This window comes from Pseudomonas sp. BF-R-19 (assembly GCF_019956445.1).
In the GTDB taxonomy this organism is placed as follows: Bacteria; Pseudomonadota; Gammaproteobacteria; order Pseudomonadales; family Pseudomonadaceae; genus Aquipseudomonas; species Aquipseudomonas fluorescens_BH.
The window spans coordinates 193,223-209,126 of sequence record NZ_JAHBDN010000059.1 but is presented as its reverse complement, the minus strand read 5'-3'; the positions used below and the strand labels follow the sequence as shown (position 1 = coordinate 209,126).

General features: G+C 58.8%; 14 protein-coding genes. 8 read left to right on the top strand and 6 right to left on the bottom strand.

The features are described from left to right. From fabA to KGB28_RS17130, 4 genes are all read right to left on the bottom strand, one after another. Positions 1–516 carry a 3-hydroxyacyl-[acyl-carrier-protein] dehydratase FabA gene (gene fabA, locus KGB28_RS17145; RefSeq protein WP_150754048.1) on the bottom strand — a complete coding sequence of 172 codons (516 nt, stop codon included), beginning with the start codon at positions 514–516 and terminating at the stop codon, positions 1–3. A 247-nt stretch (positions 517–763) separates the two neighbouring features. Beyond that, positions 764–2,665, bottom strand: a complete 1,902-nt coding sequence (locus KGB28_RS17140; protein WP_150754047.1) for an ATP-binding protein — start codon at positions 2,663–2,665, stop codon at positions 764–766. Continuing rightward, positions 2,662–3,594, bottom strand: a complete 933-nt coding sequence (locus KGB28_RS17135) for an ABC transporter substrate-binding protein (RefSeq protein ID WP_150754046.1) — start codon at positions 3,592–3,594, stop codon at positions 2,662–2,664. The genes KGB28_RS17140 and KGB28_RS17135 overlap by 4 nt, the downstream gene beginning before the upstream one ends. A 1-nt stretch (position 3,595) precedes the next feature. Continuing rightward, complete coding sequence (locus tag KGB28_RS17130) at positions 3,596–5,719, bottom strand: TonB-dependent receptor plug domain-containing protein (RefSeq protein WP_150754045.1); 2,124 nt, start codon at positions 5,717–5,719, stop codon at positions 3,596–3,598. A gap of 195 nt (positions 5,720–5,914) precedes the next feature. On the opposite strand from KGB28_RS17130, the gene KGB28_RS17125 reads away from it, so the two are divergent. From KGB28_RS17125 to KGB28_RS17105, 5 genes are all read left to right on the top strand, one after another. Continuing rightward, complete coding sequence (locus KGB28_RS17125) at positions 5,915–6,940, top strand: NAD(P)H-dependent glycerol-3-phosphate dehydrogenase (RefSeq protein ID WP_150754044.1); 1,026 nt, start codon at positions 5,915–5,917, stop codon at positions 6,938–6,940. Between the two features lie 31 nt (positions 6,941–6,971). Then, entirely contained in the window at positions 6,972–7,319 is a 348-nt protein-coding gene (locus KGB28_RS17120) for a DUF4389 domain-containing protein (RefSeq protein WP_007974561.1), read from the top strand. Beyond that, positions 7,316–7,771 (top strand): phosphohistidine phosphatase SixA, encoded by a 456-nt coding sequence (gene sixA / locus KGB28_RS17115; RefSeq protein WP_150754043.1) that lies wholly within the window; start codon positions 7,316–7,318, stop codon positions 7,769–7,771. Before KGB28_RS17120 ends, sixA begins: the two co-directional genes overlap by 4 nt. A 198-nt stretch (positions 7,772–7,969) precedes the next feature. Continuing rightward, complete coding sequence (locus KGB28_RS17110; protein ID WP_150754042.1) at positions 7,970–9,637, top strand: AMP-binding protein; 1,668 nt, start codon at positions 7,970–7,972, stop codon at positions 9,635–9,637. Positions 9,638–9,669: 32 nt separating this feature from the next. After that, positions 9,670–10,116 (top strand): hotdog fold thioesterase, encoded by a 447-nt coding sequence (locus KGB28_RS17105; protein WP_150754041.1) that lies wholly within the window; start codon positions 9,670–9,672, stop codon positions 10,114–10,116. 659 nt (positions 10,117–10,775) lie between these two features. On the opposite strand, the gene KGB28_RS17100 is transcribed toward KGB28_RS17105, so the two are convergent. After that, complete coding sequence (locus tag KGB28_RS17100; protein ID WP_150754040.1) at positions 10,776–11,885, bottom strand: TadG family pilus assembly protein; 1,110 nt, start codon at positions 11,883–11,885, stop codon at positions 10,776–10,778. 21 nt (positions 11,886–11,906) lie between these two features. Then, positions 11,907–12,317, bottom strand: coding sequence for a TadE/TadG family type IV pilus assembly protein (locus tag KGB28_RS17095; protein ID WP_150754039.1), 411 nt, complete (start codon positions 12,315–12,317; stop codon positions 11,907–11,909). A gap of 1,214 nt (positions 12,318–13,531) precedes the next feature. Here KGB28_RS17095 and KGB28_RS17090 point away from each other — a divergent pair. Genes KGB28_RS17090 through KGB28_RS17080 form a run of 3 tightly spaced genes read left to right on the top strand, consistent with a single transcriptional unit; the run spans position 13,532 to position 15,899 of the window. Then, positions 13,532–14,338, top strand: a complete 807-nt coding sequence (locus tag KGB28_RS17090) for an alpha/beta fold hydrolase (RefSeq protein ID WP_150754038.1) — start codon at positions 13,532–13,534, stop codon at positions 14,336–14,338. Further along, a complete protein-coding gene (locus KGB28_RS17085) occupies positions 14,335–15,189 on the top strand; it encodes an alpha/beta hydrolase (protein ID WP_150754037.1) in 855 nt (284 codons plus the stop codon). Before KGB28_RS17090 ends, KGB28_RS17085 begins: the two co-directional genes overlap by 4 nt. A 50-nt stretch (positions 15,190–15,239) precedes the next feature. Next, a complete protein-coding gene (locus tag KGB28_RS17080; RefSeq protein WP_150754036.1) occupies positions 15,240–15,899 on the top strand; it encodes a glutathione S-transferase family protein in 660 nt (219 codons plus the stop codon). The last annotated feature ends 5 nt before the right edge of the window (positions 15,900–15,904 follow it).

The window sequence follows — 15,904 nt, the reverse complement described above, 5'->3', positions numbered from 1 at the left end:
TTAGAAGTTGTCAGTGGAGGTGAACACGCCGACCCGGAGGCCTTCGGCGGTGTAGATTTCGCGACCGTCGACAGTCACCGAACCGTCGGCAATGGCCAGGTTCAGCTTGCCCTTGAGGACGCGCTTGATATGAATGTTATAGGTGACTTTCTTGGCGGTCGGCAGGACCTGGCCGAAGAATTTCACTTCGCTCGAACCCAGCGCACGGCCACGGCCCGGAAGGCCTTGCCAGCCCAGGAAGAAGCCGACCAGTTGCCACATGGCGTCGAGGCCCAGGCAGCCCGGCATCACCGGATCGCCTTCGAAGTGGCAGGCGAAGAACCACAGGTCCGAATTGATATCCAGCTCGGCGACCAATTCACCTTTGCCGTACTTGCCACCTTCTTCGCTGATCAGGGTGATGCGATCAACCATCAGCATGTTCGGGGCGGGCAGTTGCGCGTTACCAGGGCCGAACAGCTCACCGCGACTGCAGCGCAGCAGGTCTTCCCGGGTAAAGGCGTTTTGTTTGGTCATGCGAGCTCCTCAATAGTCCCATGCGGCAGGTGGGGCAAATCTTCCCGGCCGATCGAAGCGTTCATGCCTCGAACCGGCAGCCTACTCATAGACTATTGCGTTGTGGTGAAAGTCACAGCACCAAGGACATGAATGTACACTTGTGCACTGAAATTATTATTCAAGCCCCTTTTCGGGCCTGTTCGGGGGCTTAAGACTGCCGCACTTTCGCCTTTCACGCCAGTCGCAGATGCTCGAAAGGCCTGTACTACTGCACCCATCGCTGCAGAATTTGCTGCAGATCAGTCCGTTTGAACGGCTTGGCCAGGTAATCGTTCATCCCCGCCGACAAACAGGCTTCGCGGTCACCCTGCAAGGCATTGGCGGTCAGGGCGATAATCGGCAGGTCGGTGCAACCGGGTAGCTTGCGGATTTGTCGGGTGGCTTCATAACCATCGATGATCGGCAAGCGGCAATCCATCAGGATCGCTTCGAAAATCAGGCTCTCGGCACTGCGTACCGCCTGAGCGCCGTCGGCGGCGACACTGACCTTGAAGCCCAGGCTGCGCAACATGGCTTCGATGACCGTCTGGTTGACCGGGTTGTCTTCGACCAGCAGCACATTGCACCCTTCGCCGCCGCTGTTGCCGGTTTGCGTGCGCGGGGGCAACAGTGGCGGCGTCTGCTGGTGCAGTGCCAGGGGGATTTCCAGGGTGAACACAGAACCGCGGCCTTCCTCACTCTGCGCGCGCAAGGTGCCACCCATGCGTTCGGCGAGGGTACGGGCAATCGGCAGGCCCAGCCCCGTGCCGCCGTAGCGCCTTGAAATGGAGCTGTCGGCCTGCTGGAACGCGTTGAACATCAATTCCAGGCTTTGCGCCGGGATGCCGATGCCGCTGTCGCGCACGGTGCAGGTGAACCACAGCAACTCGTGGTCCAGTGACTGCCACTGCGCCTCGATGGTGACGCGGCCCTGCTCGGTGAACTTCAGCGCATTGCCGATCAGGTTGACCAGTATCTGCCGGATCCGCGTCGGGTCGCCCTTGACCTGCAAGCCGCGCATGTCATCGGGGATCATCAGTTGCAGGTCGAGACCGCGTTGCGCGGCGCTGTGCTGGAACGACTGGGCGCAACTGCCGATCAGTTCGACGAGGTTGAACGCAATGTGCTCCAGTTCCAGCTCCGAACGTTCGATCCGCGAGAAATCCAGGATGTCGTTGATGACCTTGAGCAAGTGCTCGGTGGATTCCGAGGCCAGCGCCGCGTACTCCAGCTGTTCCTCGGTCATATCGGTGGTTTCCAGCAACTGCAGCATGCCCAGTACGCCATTCATTGGCGTGCGCAGTTCATGGCTCATCATGGCGAGGAAGTCGGATTTGGCGTTGTTGGCTTTTTCCGCTTCTTCGCGGGTCTGGATCAACTGCGCCATGGCCTGATGCTGTTCGCGGCTGGCCTGCTCGAGACCGCTGGCGAGGTTGTTGATGTGTTGCGACAGCGCTCCCAGTTCGGTGTCGTCGACAATCGGCAGCGGTGTTTTGTAGTCGCCGTCCTGGATCGCCTTGACCGCATTGCCGATATCACGGATCGGTTGCGACAGGCTGCCCGCCAGACGCCGCGCCAGGAAGAAGGTAAACAGCAGGGCAAACAGGGCCAGAATGGCGGCCTTGAGCACGATTTCCTGCTGGCGCCGGCTGAAGGCATCGTTGGACAGCCCGACGATCACCCGGCCGAGATAGTCTTCGGTGGGGGCCGCGCTGGCGGTTTTGCTGCTCTGGAAAAAATCGTTGTGCAACGCGATGCGCTGGAGCCGTATCGGTGCCTGGAACACTTCGAGCTGTTGCGCGCGATTGTAGTGTTCGCTCGGTTGTTCGACGTACACCAGAACCCGGCTGGCGCTGTCCTGGATTTCCAGAAAGCTCACGTTAGGCGTGGCCAGCGTGGCCTTGAGCAAAGTTTCGAGCACTTCGATGTTGCCCGAAATCACTCCGTACTCGGTGGCCGGGGCCAGTTGATTGGCGATCAACTGGCCGGTGTGGGTGATTTCCTGACGCAGATCCTGGATGCGCACAAACGTGAAGAAGCTGATCAGCAACAACGTCAGCAGCAGAGCAGGGCCGAGGCTGATGAGTTGGGTGCGGGTATTGATGTCCCAGCGACGGCGAAAGTTCATGGGCGGCGTTCTCCTTCAGCCAGCAGTGTGGCGACCGACGCGTCGTTTATCTCTTCGATACCCAATGAGCGCGCCACCTGCGGATTGCTCGCGACTTTGAACCGATGGGGATAGTGCGTGCGCGGCCAGGTGGCGGGTGGCCGGTCGAGCAATTCGTCGAGGATCGCCAGCCAGTCGCTCTGATCGCTGTAGGTGCTCGCCAGGCTTCCGGCCTTGACGAAACCTGCGTTGGGTCCGATCAGCGCGATTTGCCGTGAATAGCTGCTCAGCAGCAGGTTCTTTGCGGTTTGCGGGTTGTACAGGTCGGCATCGTCCAGGCCCAGCAACACGTCGCTGTTATTCAGCAGGGCCTGTAACGGACGACTGTCGTGAATGTTGTCCCAGCGCTGGGTGACCACTTCCAGACCCAAGGGGAGGGCAGCCTGACGCAGCTCATTCAAGAGGAATTCACTGTGGTTGTTGTAGAGCACGCCGATGCGTCTGGCTTGGGGCAACAGGGTGCGGGTCAAGCGCAACTGGCGGTCCAATGGTGGATCGCTCCATAGCAGGGAAAGACGTGCAGGCAGAGTGTTGTTCAAGCGTTGCCGGGCTTGCAGGCGGCTGATGCGCAACACCAGTGTCGCCGGGCCCTGGGCGTCCTGCAGGCGCCAGTCGAGGCTGGGCAGGTCGAGCAGTATCAAGCGGATGTTTTCCGGCAGTTTGTCCGGTATCGGCAAACTGGCCAGTGTCTGGAATCGTACGTTATCGCGCGGCCGCAACTCGCTCAGGGCGTGGGTAAACGCCCGCACACCGGGGCTGTCTTCGGCCCCCGTGAGCAAAATGTCGGCCGCGTTACCCGGCAGGCTACCGAGCATGCTGCTGAACAATAGACAAAGCACGACCAGCAGCCGGCGCAGGGGCGGCGCTTTCCAGGCCGAACGATACGGCATCTTAAAGCTCCAGCTCCGCGCTGAAATACATCACGTGGCGCTGGTCATAATTGTTGTCGATGAAGGTGGTTGGCTGATTGTCCAGCCGTTGCTGGAGCACCCCGGCCAGTTCCAGGCTGGCCTTGCCCAAGGCGATGCGTTTGGCGAGGCGCGCATCGACCCGTTCGAAGCGGTAGCCGTTGAGGGCGTCATCGCCGTAATAGAAAAGCGCACTGTTCCAGCCCTGGCCCCAATCGCGCAGCCATCCGGCCGAACCACTGTTGTTTGCAGTCTGCCTGGCATCCAGCGGGTTGCTGGCGTCGGCATCGACGTAGGCATAGGTCAGTCGCAGGCGATCGAGGCTGCCGACACGCCAGTCGAGCTGGGTTTCGCCCCCCGAAAAACGCGCTTTGTTGGCGTTGCTGGCGATGTACTGATTGTTGCGCAGCGGTTCACTGATCATGCCGCTGATTTCGTCGTGGAACAGCTTCACGTCGAGCGCCAGCCCCGGTCCGGGGAAATAGCCGTTGTAGCCCAGCTCCCGGGAGCGCATGCGCTCTTGATCGAGGTCGCCGGGGCCACGGGTCTTGACGAAATAGCGGGCGCTGGACTGGCCAAAGGCACCGGGTCTGAGGTTGGTGACCTGATAACTCCAGTTGACGTTGTTCTCGAACATGTCCGGCGAACGGATGGCCTCGGAGTACACCGCACGCAAGCCGTGGCGCGGGTTGATCAGGTAGTTGACCGCCATGCGAGGTGTCAGCGAGCTGCCGGTCAACCGGCTGTCCTCGAACATGGCACCGCCTTGCAGCAGCCAGTGTTCGGTGGCACGCCACTCGAACTGGCCGAACGCCCGCCAGATCGTGTCATCGAGAGTGCCATTGAAGTAGGTCTCGGAATCCGCCCGGTCGTAACGATAGTTCATCCCGCTGACCAGCCGCAGGTTATCGGCAAGGCTCAGGGTGTCCTGCAGTTCGAGGTCGTAGCGCGATTCCCGGGTGCTCTGGTCGATGTCGCCGCAAACCGTCTGGCTCGCGCCGTTGCGCCATTGATCGAGCACCTGGTTGGCCAGCGCCTGCTCGGCGGGCGTGCCGGCCGGCGCACCAGGACCGATGAAGCGCGTGATATTGCGAGCCAGGCGTTCGGTGTAGTTCGGGTTCAATTGCCAGAGTTCGGTCAGTTGCGGGCTGAACGAGATTTCTGCGTCGCAGGCGCGCCAGGTTTGCTGGCGATCCCAGTGTTGCGCCGAACCCTGGATATAAAGGCTGTGGTCGGGATTGATGTCCAGATTCCAGCGCAATGACCCGGCGTAGTCCTTGGCGGTGACGTCGGAGTCGTTACCCGCGCGGGTAATCCCCGGGAACACCGGGCGGTAGGTATAGGGTCGCTGGTTGGTGCCGTCCTTGGCATTCAATTGCCAGTCGAGGCTTTGCCGTTCGTCGAGGCTCTGGCTGACGGCGAGATTGAAGCGATCGAGGCGACGGCTGTCATGGTAGTCCGCGCCGGTTCGGTCGGTGTCGAAGCCGTCGTCTTGCTGGCCGGACAGGGACAGGCGTAAGTCACCATCCTCCCAGCCCATGCCCTGGCTGGCGTAAAAGTCGTTGATGCCGCGCTGGCCCCGGGTGACCTTCATGCGCGTACCGTGACTGTCGGCCGGCCGCCGGGTAATGATGTTGACCACCGCCATCAGGGCATTGGCGCCGTAGCTGACGGTATTCGGCCCGCGAAAGACTTCGATGCGCTCGATGTCTTCCATGGCCACCGGAATGTCGCTCCAGTCGACGGTGGCCAAGCCGGCGCGATACACCGAGCGCCCGTCGATCAGCACTTGCATGCGTCGCGCTTCAGTCGCATTGGTGCCGTGGTAGTTCACCGCTGCCTGGTTGCCGCTGATGTTGCCGACCATCATTCCCGGCACCAGGCGCAGCAGTTCGCTGATGTCGCGGGCACCGCTGGCATGGATCAGGGCGCTGTCGATCACCGTCATGCTTCCCGGAACGGCCGCCGGCGACTGCTTCAGACGTGTGGCGGTGAGCACTTGCGGCAGCGGTTCGCTGTCCAGGAACAAGTCGTCGGCAAGCACTGGCGAGCTGAATATCAGCGCCAGTACCAGAGGCGAATGCGGTGAAGGAGAGCCCGGAGACACAACACATTCCTGTCAGTGATTGATGGCGCGCATGTTAACCGAGCTGAATGACTTTTCCATTCACGATGTCTGCATTTTCCTCGGTTTTATCGGTCTTCTTCCTACGGGTGCAGGTATTTGATGTCGGGGCTGGCCGCCGGTGGGCTGCCCCGTATAATGCCGACATCGCCACTGGTATGGATTAACGGATTGCATATGACTGAACAGCACCCGATTGCGGTCCTGGGAGGCGGAAGTTTTGGAACCGCCGTGGCTAATCTGCTGGCCGAGAACGGGCATCAGGTCCTTCAGTGGATGCGTGACCCCGAACAGGCCGAGGCCATCCGGGTCAATCGCGAGAACCCGCGTTACCTCAAAGGCATCAAGATTCTGCCCGGCGTCACGCCGGTCACCGACCTGCAAGCCACCCTGGACGCCTGTGACCTGTGTTTTGTCGCATTGCCCTCCAGCGCACTGCGCTCGGTGCTGGTGCCGCACGCCGAACGCTTGACCGGCAAATTGCTGGTGAGCCTGACCAAAGGCATCGAAGCCCACACGTTCAAGTTGATGAGCGAGATCCTCGAAGAGATCGCCCCGCAGGCGCGCATCGGCGTCCTGTCCGGGCCCAACCTGGCCCGCGAAATTGCCGAACATGCACTGACTGCCACGGTGGTCGCCAGTGAAGACGAAGAACTCTGCCAGCAGGTTCAGGCCGCGCTGCACGGGCGCACCTTTCGTGTGTACGCCAGCGCCGACCGTTTCGGCGTGGAATTGGGCGGGGCATTGAAAAATGTCTACGCGATCATCGCCGGCATGGCGGTGGCGCTGGGCATGGGGGAAAATACCAAGAGCATGCTGATCACCCGGGCATTGGCGGAAATGACCCGCTTCGCGGTGAATCAGGGCGCCAACCCGATGACCTTCCTGGGACTGGCGGGCGTGGGCGATCTGATCGTGACCTGTTCGTCGCCCAAGAGCCGCAACTATCAGGTCGGCTTCGCCCTCGGCCAGGGCCTGAGCCTGGACGAGGCCGTCACGCGCCTGGGCGAAGTCGCCGAAGGGGTCAATACCCTTAAAGTGCTCAAGGCCAAGGCCCAGGAGGTTGGCGTGTACATGCCGCTGGTCGCCGGGCTGCACGCGATCCTGTTCGAGGGGCGCACGCTGGAACAGGTCATCGGCCTGTTAATGCGTGGCGAGCCGAAAACCGACGTCGACTTTATTTCCACCAGTGGTTTCAACTAATCACGCTTGCCAGAAAAGCAGGGAGTTGCGCATGAACGATCCAAAAGTAGAAGCCAAGTATGAGTCCATCCTGCTGCGGGTGCTGTGGATGATCGTCTTCGTGCTGGTGTGGCAAGTGGCGCAGTTCATCCTCGGCGCCGTCGTGCTGGTGCAGTTGATCTATCGTTTGTTCTATGGCGCCCCAAGCGCCAGCTTGATGAATTTCGGCGACAGCCTGAGCCAGTTTCTGGCGCAGATCGGTCGTTTCGGCAGCTTTCACAGCGACCAGAAGCCCTGGCCGTTCGCCGACTGGCCGACGCCGCGTACACCGGAAGGTGAGGCGCCGCATGTCGTGGCACCGGCACCGCATCCGGCTCGAGATGAGGAACCCAAGCTATGAAACTCTGGGTATTGCGTCATGGTGAAGCTGTACCGCACGGGTCCCGCCCCCACGATTCGGAGCGGGAGCTGACGGATAACGGTCGCAAGGAAGTATTGAAAGTCGCCGCAGAGCTGGTGGGTCAGCCGCTGACCGGCATTTACGCCAGCCCGTACCTGCGAGCGCAGCAAACAGCGCAGCTGGTACGGGATGCATTGGGTTTCGAACCGGAAATCCGCACCGTCGAGTGGCTGACACCGGACACGGAGCCGGACAAGGTGGCCGAACAGATGGTTGCGGTCAGCAACGTGCTGCTGGTCAGTCACAACCCGCTGGTGGGGAATCTGCTGAGCTACCTGCAACATGGTGCCGGACATCCGCCGGAAAGGGTCAGCACTGCCGGTCTGGCGGAGCTCAAGGGTGATGAGCTGCTGGTCGGGTCGATGAAGCTCGACAGCATCAAGCACCCTTAGCGCCGCTTTTCTGTGGGAGCGTGGCTTGCCCGCGAAGGCATCGACTCGGTTTACCTGATAAACCGCGGCGCCTGCATCGCGGGCAAGCCACGCTCCCACAGGTACGTCATACCCCGAAAGTTTTGTATGAAATAGTCAACCAAGCACTTGCTTGGTTGACTACGCTTGCTCCAGACCAAAATCACAGGAGCGAGTCGCATGTCTGCTGCTTTTCGTTTGCCACTGGACGTTTTCTACGAGCGTGAGGCCCGTCATCCCCGCCAGCGCTTTCTGATCCAGCCTGTCGGAGGCGGTCAGGTCGAGACCTTGACCTGGGCGGACGTCGGTCATCAGGCCCGTTGCGCGGCCCACTGGTTGCGGGCACGGGAGCTGCCGCAGGGCAGCCATATCGCCCTGATCTCGAAGAACTGTGCGCACTGGATCATTGCCGACCTGGCGATCTGGATGGCCGGGCATGTCTCGGTGCCGTTGTACCCCAACCTCACCGCCGAGACCGTTGCCCAGGTACTCGAACATTCGCAAGCGACGCTGGCGTTCATCGGCAAGCTCGACGACTGGCCGGGCATGTCCCGTGGCGTCAGCCCCGACCTGCCGATCATCAGCCTGCCGCTGCATCCTCCCGGTGACTTTGATTTCAGCTGGGACGACCTGCAACGCAACTCGCCCATCCAGGACAATCCCAAACCTGCCGCCGATCAACTGGCGACCATCATTTACACGTCCGGCACCACGGGCATGCCCAAGGGCGTGATGCACAGCTTCGGCAACCTGGGGTTCGCCACCACACGCGGCACTGCGTTGTTCGGCCTCAACGAGTCGGACCGGTTGTTGTCCTACCTGCCGCTGTGCCACGTCGCCGAGCGGATGTTCGTCGAACTGGCGTCGATCTATACCGGCCAAACGGTGTTTTTCGCCGAGAGCCTCGATACCTTCCTCACCGATCTGCAGCGTGCGCGCCCGACCGCGCTGTTTGGCGTGCCGCGCATCTGGACCAAATTCCAGATGGGTGTGTACAGCAAGATCCCGGCAAAACGCCTCGACTTCCTGCTCGGCCTGCCGATCATCGGCAAACGGGTCGGGCATAAAGTCCTCGCCGGGTTGGGGCTGGATGCGTTGCGCATCGCGTTGTCCGGCGCAGCTCCGGTGCCGCAGACCTTGTTGCAGTGGTACCGCAAGCTGGGGCTGGACGTGCTGGAGGTCTACGGCATGACCGAGAGTTGCGGCTACTCCCACATCGGCATGCCGGGCCAGAACAAACCGGGCTGGATCGGCAAGCCGTGCCCGGAAGTCGAAGTGCGGATCGCCGAGACGGGGGAAGTCATGGTGCGCAGTGGTGCGACCATGCTCGGGTATTACAAGGAACCGGAAAAAACCGCCGATACCATTACCGAGGACGGCTTCCTGCGCACCGGCGACAAGGGCGAGGAAGACGCCGAAGGCAATCTGCGCCTGACCGGGCGCCTGAAGGAAATCTTCAAGACCAGCAAAGGCAAGTACGTGGCCCCGGCACCGATTGAAAATCGCCTGGCCGTGCATTCGAGCATCGAGCAGGTCTGCGTGGTGGGCGATGGCTTGAGTGCGCCGCTGGGCTTGTGCGTGTTGTCGGCGGTCGGCCAGCAGGATGCCGGCGGGGCCGCGCGCGCCGGCCTGCATTCGAGCCTGGAAAAACTGCTGGAAGAGGTCAACTGCGCCCTCGACAAGCATGAACAACTGCGGCGCCTGGTGGTGGTCAAGGACAGTTGGGCCGTGGAAAACGGCTTTCTCACCCCGACCCTGAAGATCAAGCGCAACGTGATTGAGGCGGCTTACGGAGAGCGCTTTGAGGAATGGAGCGAGCGCAGCGAAGCGGTGCTGTGGCAGGATTGATCCACGAATAAAACCAACGAGGAACCTCTGCGATGAGCCTGTGGCGCACCACCCCGAACATCGAGCAGTTGAACGCAATCCAGAAAAACACCATTGGCGAAGTGCTGGACATCCGTTTCGAAGCCTTCGACGACGACTCCCTGACCGCCAGCATGGTCGTCGATCACCGCACCCACCAGCCTTATGGCTTGCTGCATGGCGGTGCCTCGGTGGTGCTGGCCGAATCGGTCGGCTCGATGGCCAGCTACCTGTGCATCGATGCCAGCAAATTCTATTGCGTGGGCCTGGAAATCAACGCCAACCATTTGCGCGGCCTGCGCAGCGGACGGGTGACGGCGGTGGCCAAGCCGATCCACATCGGCCGCACGACCCATGTCTGGGACATTCGCCTGACCAGCGATGAGGGCAAGACCAGCTGCGTGTCGCGGCTGACCATGGCGGTGGTGCCGTTGGGGGAGACACCGCCGAGCAGATCATAACGTCGACGGCTCTCTCTGCCGGCAGATTCAAATGTCGTGGACGCTGTGGCGCCGGGTGATAGTTCTGTCGGGAAATATGGCTTCTGTCGTCTGAGCGTCCGCACTCATGCTGTTCGCAACTTGTGGGTTAAGTTGACGATACCCATCCCGAGCGGCCTGCATGATCGCGCCTCGATATTCGGTAGCCGCAGAGAGAATGCCGCTTGCACCACCGCTCAGGATGGTTGCCAGCGCCCCTCGCTCGGAGTTGGGTAGTGCGGTTGCCAGTTGGGTGATGGCTTCAACGGCCCTCGCCGCACCGTAGCTGTACACAGACCCGGTCACCCTGCCGGCCGACCCATATAGGGTATCGAGCGGCGGCGGTGTCTGTAGCGAGAGGGAACCTGTACTGTGCCTGGTTCCCGGATGAAGGCCTCGCAGCCATGTGCCGATGAACCCATCTATCCCCTCCATCATGGGAGATAGATAAGAACGACAAAGCCGAGTTGGAGGATCTCGCAATAAAACCAGGTGTGGCTGTAGAGGACCTAATTGTTCCTCCTTCGGTAAAGATAGAAGCCCGGTAAGTCTAGCCATTCAGATGTTCGAAAAATAGAAAGCCTGAACAGCAGTACGACGATACCCCGTAAGCGGTACCAATGATGGCTATCGTTTTTGCACTACTGAACAAGTCGTGGTGGTGTAATGGCGCCATACGCCGGGCCAATGCCACTTGAGTTAAGAGGGGTGCACTTTGTACTCATTTCACCTTGAATGTATTTTTCCGATCCTCCAACCGCTAAGTCGATGTGGAGGCAAGCAAAAGCCACAATGGGGACAGACGAATGAGTGGATATATCTACAACGATCGGTATCGTAACATACTCGCAACTTTTGTTCCCTGCCGCACTGCAGTCATTTACCGAACTGAAAACTGTATTTTGAGTGCCCGGCTGAATCCATGTATTAGTCCCGATACTGAGTGGTGTTGGGTTTCCTTGAGTAATAAGATCTCTTATTGTTGGAACGTTATTGGTGTCTTGAGTAAATGATGTCCATTGCCCAGATTCGCATGGTCCGTAATGATAGGCTGATCCAATTTTAAATACATAGGGCTTTCCCGTGGCAGGGTCATTTTTCGGTTGATTTGAGCTTGAATCCCAAAAATTATCGTACATACATTGAGTCATTGCGATGGGGAGAAGCCCCTGCGCAACGGTTCCGGGGCTTGATATTATTGCAGTGGCAGTGGAGGTAATAGGTACGGTGTCAATACCAAAAATGCGTGCAAAAAAAGTATTTACAGGTCCGCCGTTTAGGCCTGTATCTTTTTTGATAGTCACTTGCACAGCTGGAAAATGTGATGCGCCCGGAAAGGCTTGCATGCCACTTGAAGGGTTTGTAACATTCCAGTAACCGGTTACGATACTACCGTTGGTTATAGTGGTGTTTGCGGTTTTATTTAGTGCAAGCGCCGTATTTGCGCGACTAGATGCTGTGGTGAAATCTGGTGCGCTGCTAGTTGAATTTCCACATTCAATGCGCGGGTATATACATCCCGTACCTGCAAGAGCAGTGGCGTCAGCGGCGTTTTGAAGTTCGTTACGCACAACGTAAGCATAAGCAAAATCTACAGCCAATGCTGAAAGACCCAATAGTACGGGCAGTGCAAGGACAGCCAAAATCAACACTGCGCCTTGCTGGTTTTTCTTGATCTCAATATGGCCTGCTATTTTTTTTTGGCTGTATTGGCGTGTGGCAATGCTTTTGGTTTTAATCGCTGTACACATGGTGAGCATCCTAAATTGAAGTCACTCATTTAGCATCACTGTTGTCGCCGACAAGCTCATGGGATTATCGACTACGTGGAGAATGCCGCCAAGAATCATGGTGGAGTATTGATATGTAATCTGGACGGTGAGTGACGTTCCAAAAAGTCCTCCATTCGCTTGTGTAACACTTACCACCGGGGTGACGGAAGAGCCAAATGTTATCAAGTGAGAACCTAAATAATTATTGGCAACACTCTGAATTTGAGCGGTGGTGGGTTTTGGCGATTTTAATACTATGCCAGCTCTTGCTGCTTCTCGGCTGGCATTTGTTATTATGGCTTTGTTATAAAGGGCAAGACTAAATTCTATAATTACAAATAAGATTAGAAAGAGAACTGGCAGCACGATCGAAAGTTCGACAGCGGCAAGCCCTTGTTGTTTTTTTCTCATGCTACCCACCTTTGTTACCTGAGCCTTCTTGTACGACAATGCATGCTCTAGACTTGCATACGCCACTTAACTGGTGACTTCGTTGCTTCATAAACAATCAGCCGTTTACGTATTTACCATAGATTCATTTGGCCAAAAGTAAAGCCTGTCTAGCGTTAATTTGTGGGGTTTTTGGTTGTGTAGTTGGCTGCTGAAGTAACTGCCGCAGAAGCCAGCTTTCACTCGATCTGACGCATTATCGATAGAAATCAACAGTATAAGTCAGTGCGCGATACTCACCCATTAATCGAGGGTTTATTTCAAATCGCTCCATGGGACTGTAGCTATCCAAGTTTTTGCAATATTAATCGCGAGTTGAAGTGGTTTGCTTGCTTCGATATAGCCGTACTCTATAGGGCTGAGGGTTATCAGTCGGATTGCGTCAATTGATCGAATCAGAGTTGTCGCTTGTGCGTAGTGGTCGTCGCTAATGGCCGTTATCTGCCTGATGTAGACGCAGTTAGCCATAGCGAAAAGGTGGATTGAGAGAGCTTGGTGGTACGGAACTGCTACGAACGGAACAGAAGGCTGCTGTAACCCTTTGTCTTAAAGGGCTTTATGGATAGTTATTCCAATCCATCATCGGGCTGATCCAGCTACGCATGGATTCCGGCACGAATTGACTGAACGCACCGTTGAGCCCGGTCAGTACGGAATAGGCAAGCGCTGTCCTACCGATGGTCGGCAACCGTTGCCATACATTGACGCTGCCCCAAGGGAAGTTTGAACCGTGGCCTCTGAGTATTTGCTGTGAGACTTCTGACCCCGCCGCCGCACCGATTCGATTGATGGCAACTTGGTTGAGTTCGACCTCTCCAGTATTTCCGCCCCGTCGTTGGCGCTCCAGATCGCGGGCTGGATACCAACAATGAGCCCTAAAACGGCGCCGAACACCACCGCGCCAGGATGAATTCTGGCAGCCAGCCCGCGAGGATCGAGCGCTTTGATAGCAGGGGTGTTGGCGTGGGTCATTACGATCGTGCCCATGACTTGGCGTGACAGACTCTTATCCGCGTCGGAAGGATTGACTGTCAACTGTCAGAAATAACAGGCATTACCACGCACGGCGTTTTAACCACGGCAGGTCTGTCACCCTTCCTGGCAGTTACGGTCATTGCTGTAGGACGCGGTCTTGCGGACAATCAACGCCTGTTCTCGCTCATGGATTTGCAGGTATGTCGCAACAGATCTTTTTCGCCCACGCCAATGGTTTTCCTTCGGGGACCTACGGCAAGTTGTTTGCGGCGCTGGCACCCGAGTTTCAGGTGACACATCTGGAGCAGCACGCCCACGACCCGCGTTTCCCGGCGGACGACAACTGGTACAACCTGGTGGATGAGCTGATCCATCACCTGCAACAACAGGCCGAGCCCGTGTGGGGCGTCGGTCACTCCTTCGGTGGCGTGTTGCACCTGCATGCGGCCTTGCGCTGCCCGGAGTTGTATCGGGGGGTGGTGATGCTCGACTCGCCAGTGCTGACCCGAACCGACCAATGGGTCATACGGGCGGCCAAACGTTTCGGTTTCATCGACCGCTTGACCCCGGCCGGCCGTACCCTGGGTCGCCGTGAAGAATTCGCCGACCTGGAAAGCGCCCGGAAGTATTTCGCCGGTAAAACCCTGTTCCGCGGCTTCGACCCGGAATGCTTCGATGCCTACCTGCAACACGGCTTGCATCAGGTCGGCGACAAGCTGCGCCTGCGGTTCGACCCGGCCACGGAAATCAGCATCTACCGTGGCGTGCCGCACACCAGCCCGGGCAGCACCCGGCAGTTGCAAGTGCCGCTGGCGGTGGTACGCGGGCACAACAGCCGCGTGGTAATGCGCCATCACGCCAGTTCGGTCGACCGCCTGCCGCTGGGCGAGTCGTTGACCATGCCTGGCGGCCACATGTTTCCGCTCGAACGTCCCCTTGATACCGCTGACATGCTCAAAGGCCTGTTCTATCGCTGGGATGGCCGTCGACAACAGGATTGCGCATGAACCACGTCGTCGAAGAGGTCCGCCTGAGCCTGCCACACATCGAACTGGCGGCGCACCTGTTCGGTCCTGAAGACGGATTGCCGGTGATTGCCCTGCATGGCTGGCTGGACAACGCCAACAGCTTTGCCCGTCTGGCACCCAAACTCAAAGGCTTGCGCATCATCGCGCTGGACATGGCCGGTCACGGTCATTCCGGGCATCGTCCGCCGGGAGCCGGTTACGCCATGTGGGACTACGCCCACGATGTGCTGCAAGTCGCCGAACAGCTTGGACTGCGCAAATTTGCGCTGATGGGGCATTCGATGGGCGCCATTGCTTCGTTGATCATCGCCGGGTCGATGCCTGAGCGGGTCACCCACCTGGCGTTGATCGACGGCATCATTCCTCCTACAGACAAAGGTGAAAACGCTGCCGAGCGCATGGGCATGGCCCTGCAGGCGCAACTGAATCTGCGGGAAAAGCGCAAACCGGTCTACGACACCCTCGACCGAGCCATCGAAGCGCGCATGAAGGGCCTGGTGGCGGTCAGCCGCGAGGCCGCTGAACTGTTGGCGCAGCGTGGTCTGATGCCGGTGCCGGGCGGTTACACCTGGCGCACCGACAATCGCCTCACACTGCCATCGCCGCTGCGTCTTACCACCGAACAGGCCATGGCCTTCGTCCAGCGGATCAAGTGTCCTGCAACATTGGTGGTGGCTGCCGACGGCATGCTCGCCAAACACCCGGAATTGCTGGAGCGTCTACCCTTTAGCCGGGAACAGCTGCCAGGCGGCCACCATTTGCACCTGAATGACGAGTCCGGTGCCGAGCTTGTCGCAGACTGTTTCAATCGGTTCTTCGCCATTCCTTGACTTGCGCCGGGCAACTGTCGAGGCTTGGCGGGTTGAAATGGGAGACAACCATGATAGATCTCTACACCGCTGCGACCCCGAATGGCCACAAGGTCTCTATCGTGCTCGAGGAACTCGGCCTGCACTACACGGTGCATGCCCTGAGTTTCGACAAGAAGGAACAGAAGTCCACGGACTTCCTCAAGATCAACCCCAATGGCCGGATTCCGGCGATTGTCGATCGCGCCAACGGCGACTTCGCCGTGTTCGAATCCGGCGCCATCCTGATTTACCTCGCTGAACAGGCCGGCAAACTGATGCCTTGCGACCCGAAGGGACGTTCGCTGGTATTGCAGTGGCTGATGTTCCAGATGGGGGGCATCGGCCCGATGCAGGGTCAGGCCAACGTGTTCTTCCGCTACTTTCCGGAAAAGCTCCAGGGCGCCATCGACCGCTATCAGCATGAAACCCGCCGCCTCTACGAAGTGCTCGACACGCGGTTGCAAAGCGTGGAGTTCCTCGCCGATCAGTACAGCATTGCCGACATCGCCACCTTTCCCTGGGTGCGCGGTTACGAGTGGTCGGGCGTCTCGGTAGAGGGCTTGACGGCGTTGCAACGCTGGATGGCAACCATGGAGGCCCGGCCGGCGGTGCAGCGTGGTCTGCAGGTACCGATACGCGCCGATGAAGCCAGTGTCATCAAGGGCGCCCAGGCCATGCTGATCCGATGAGTCTA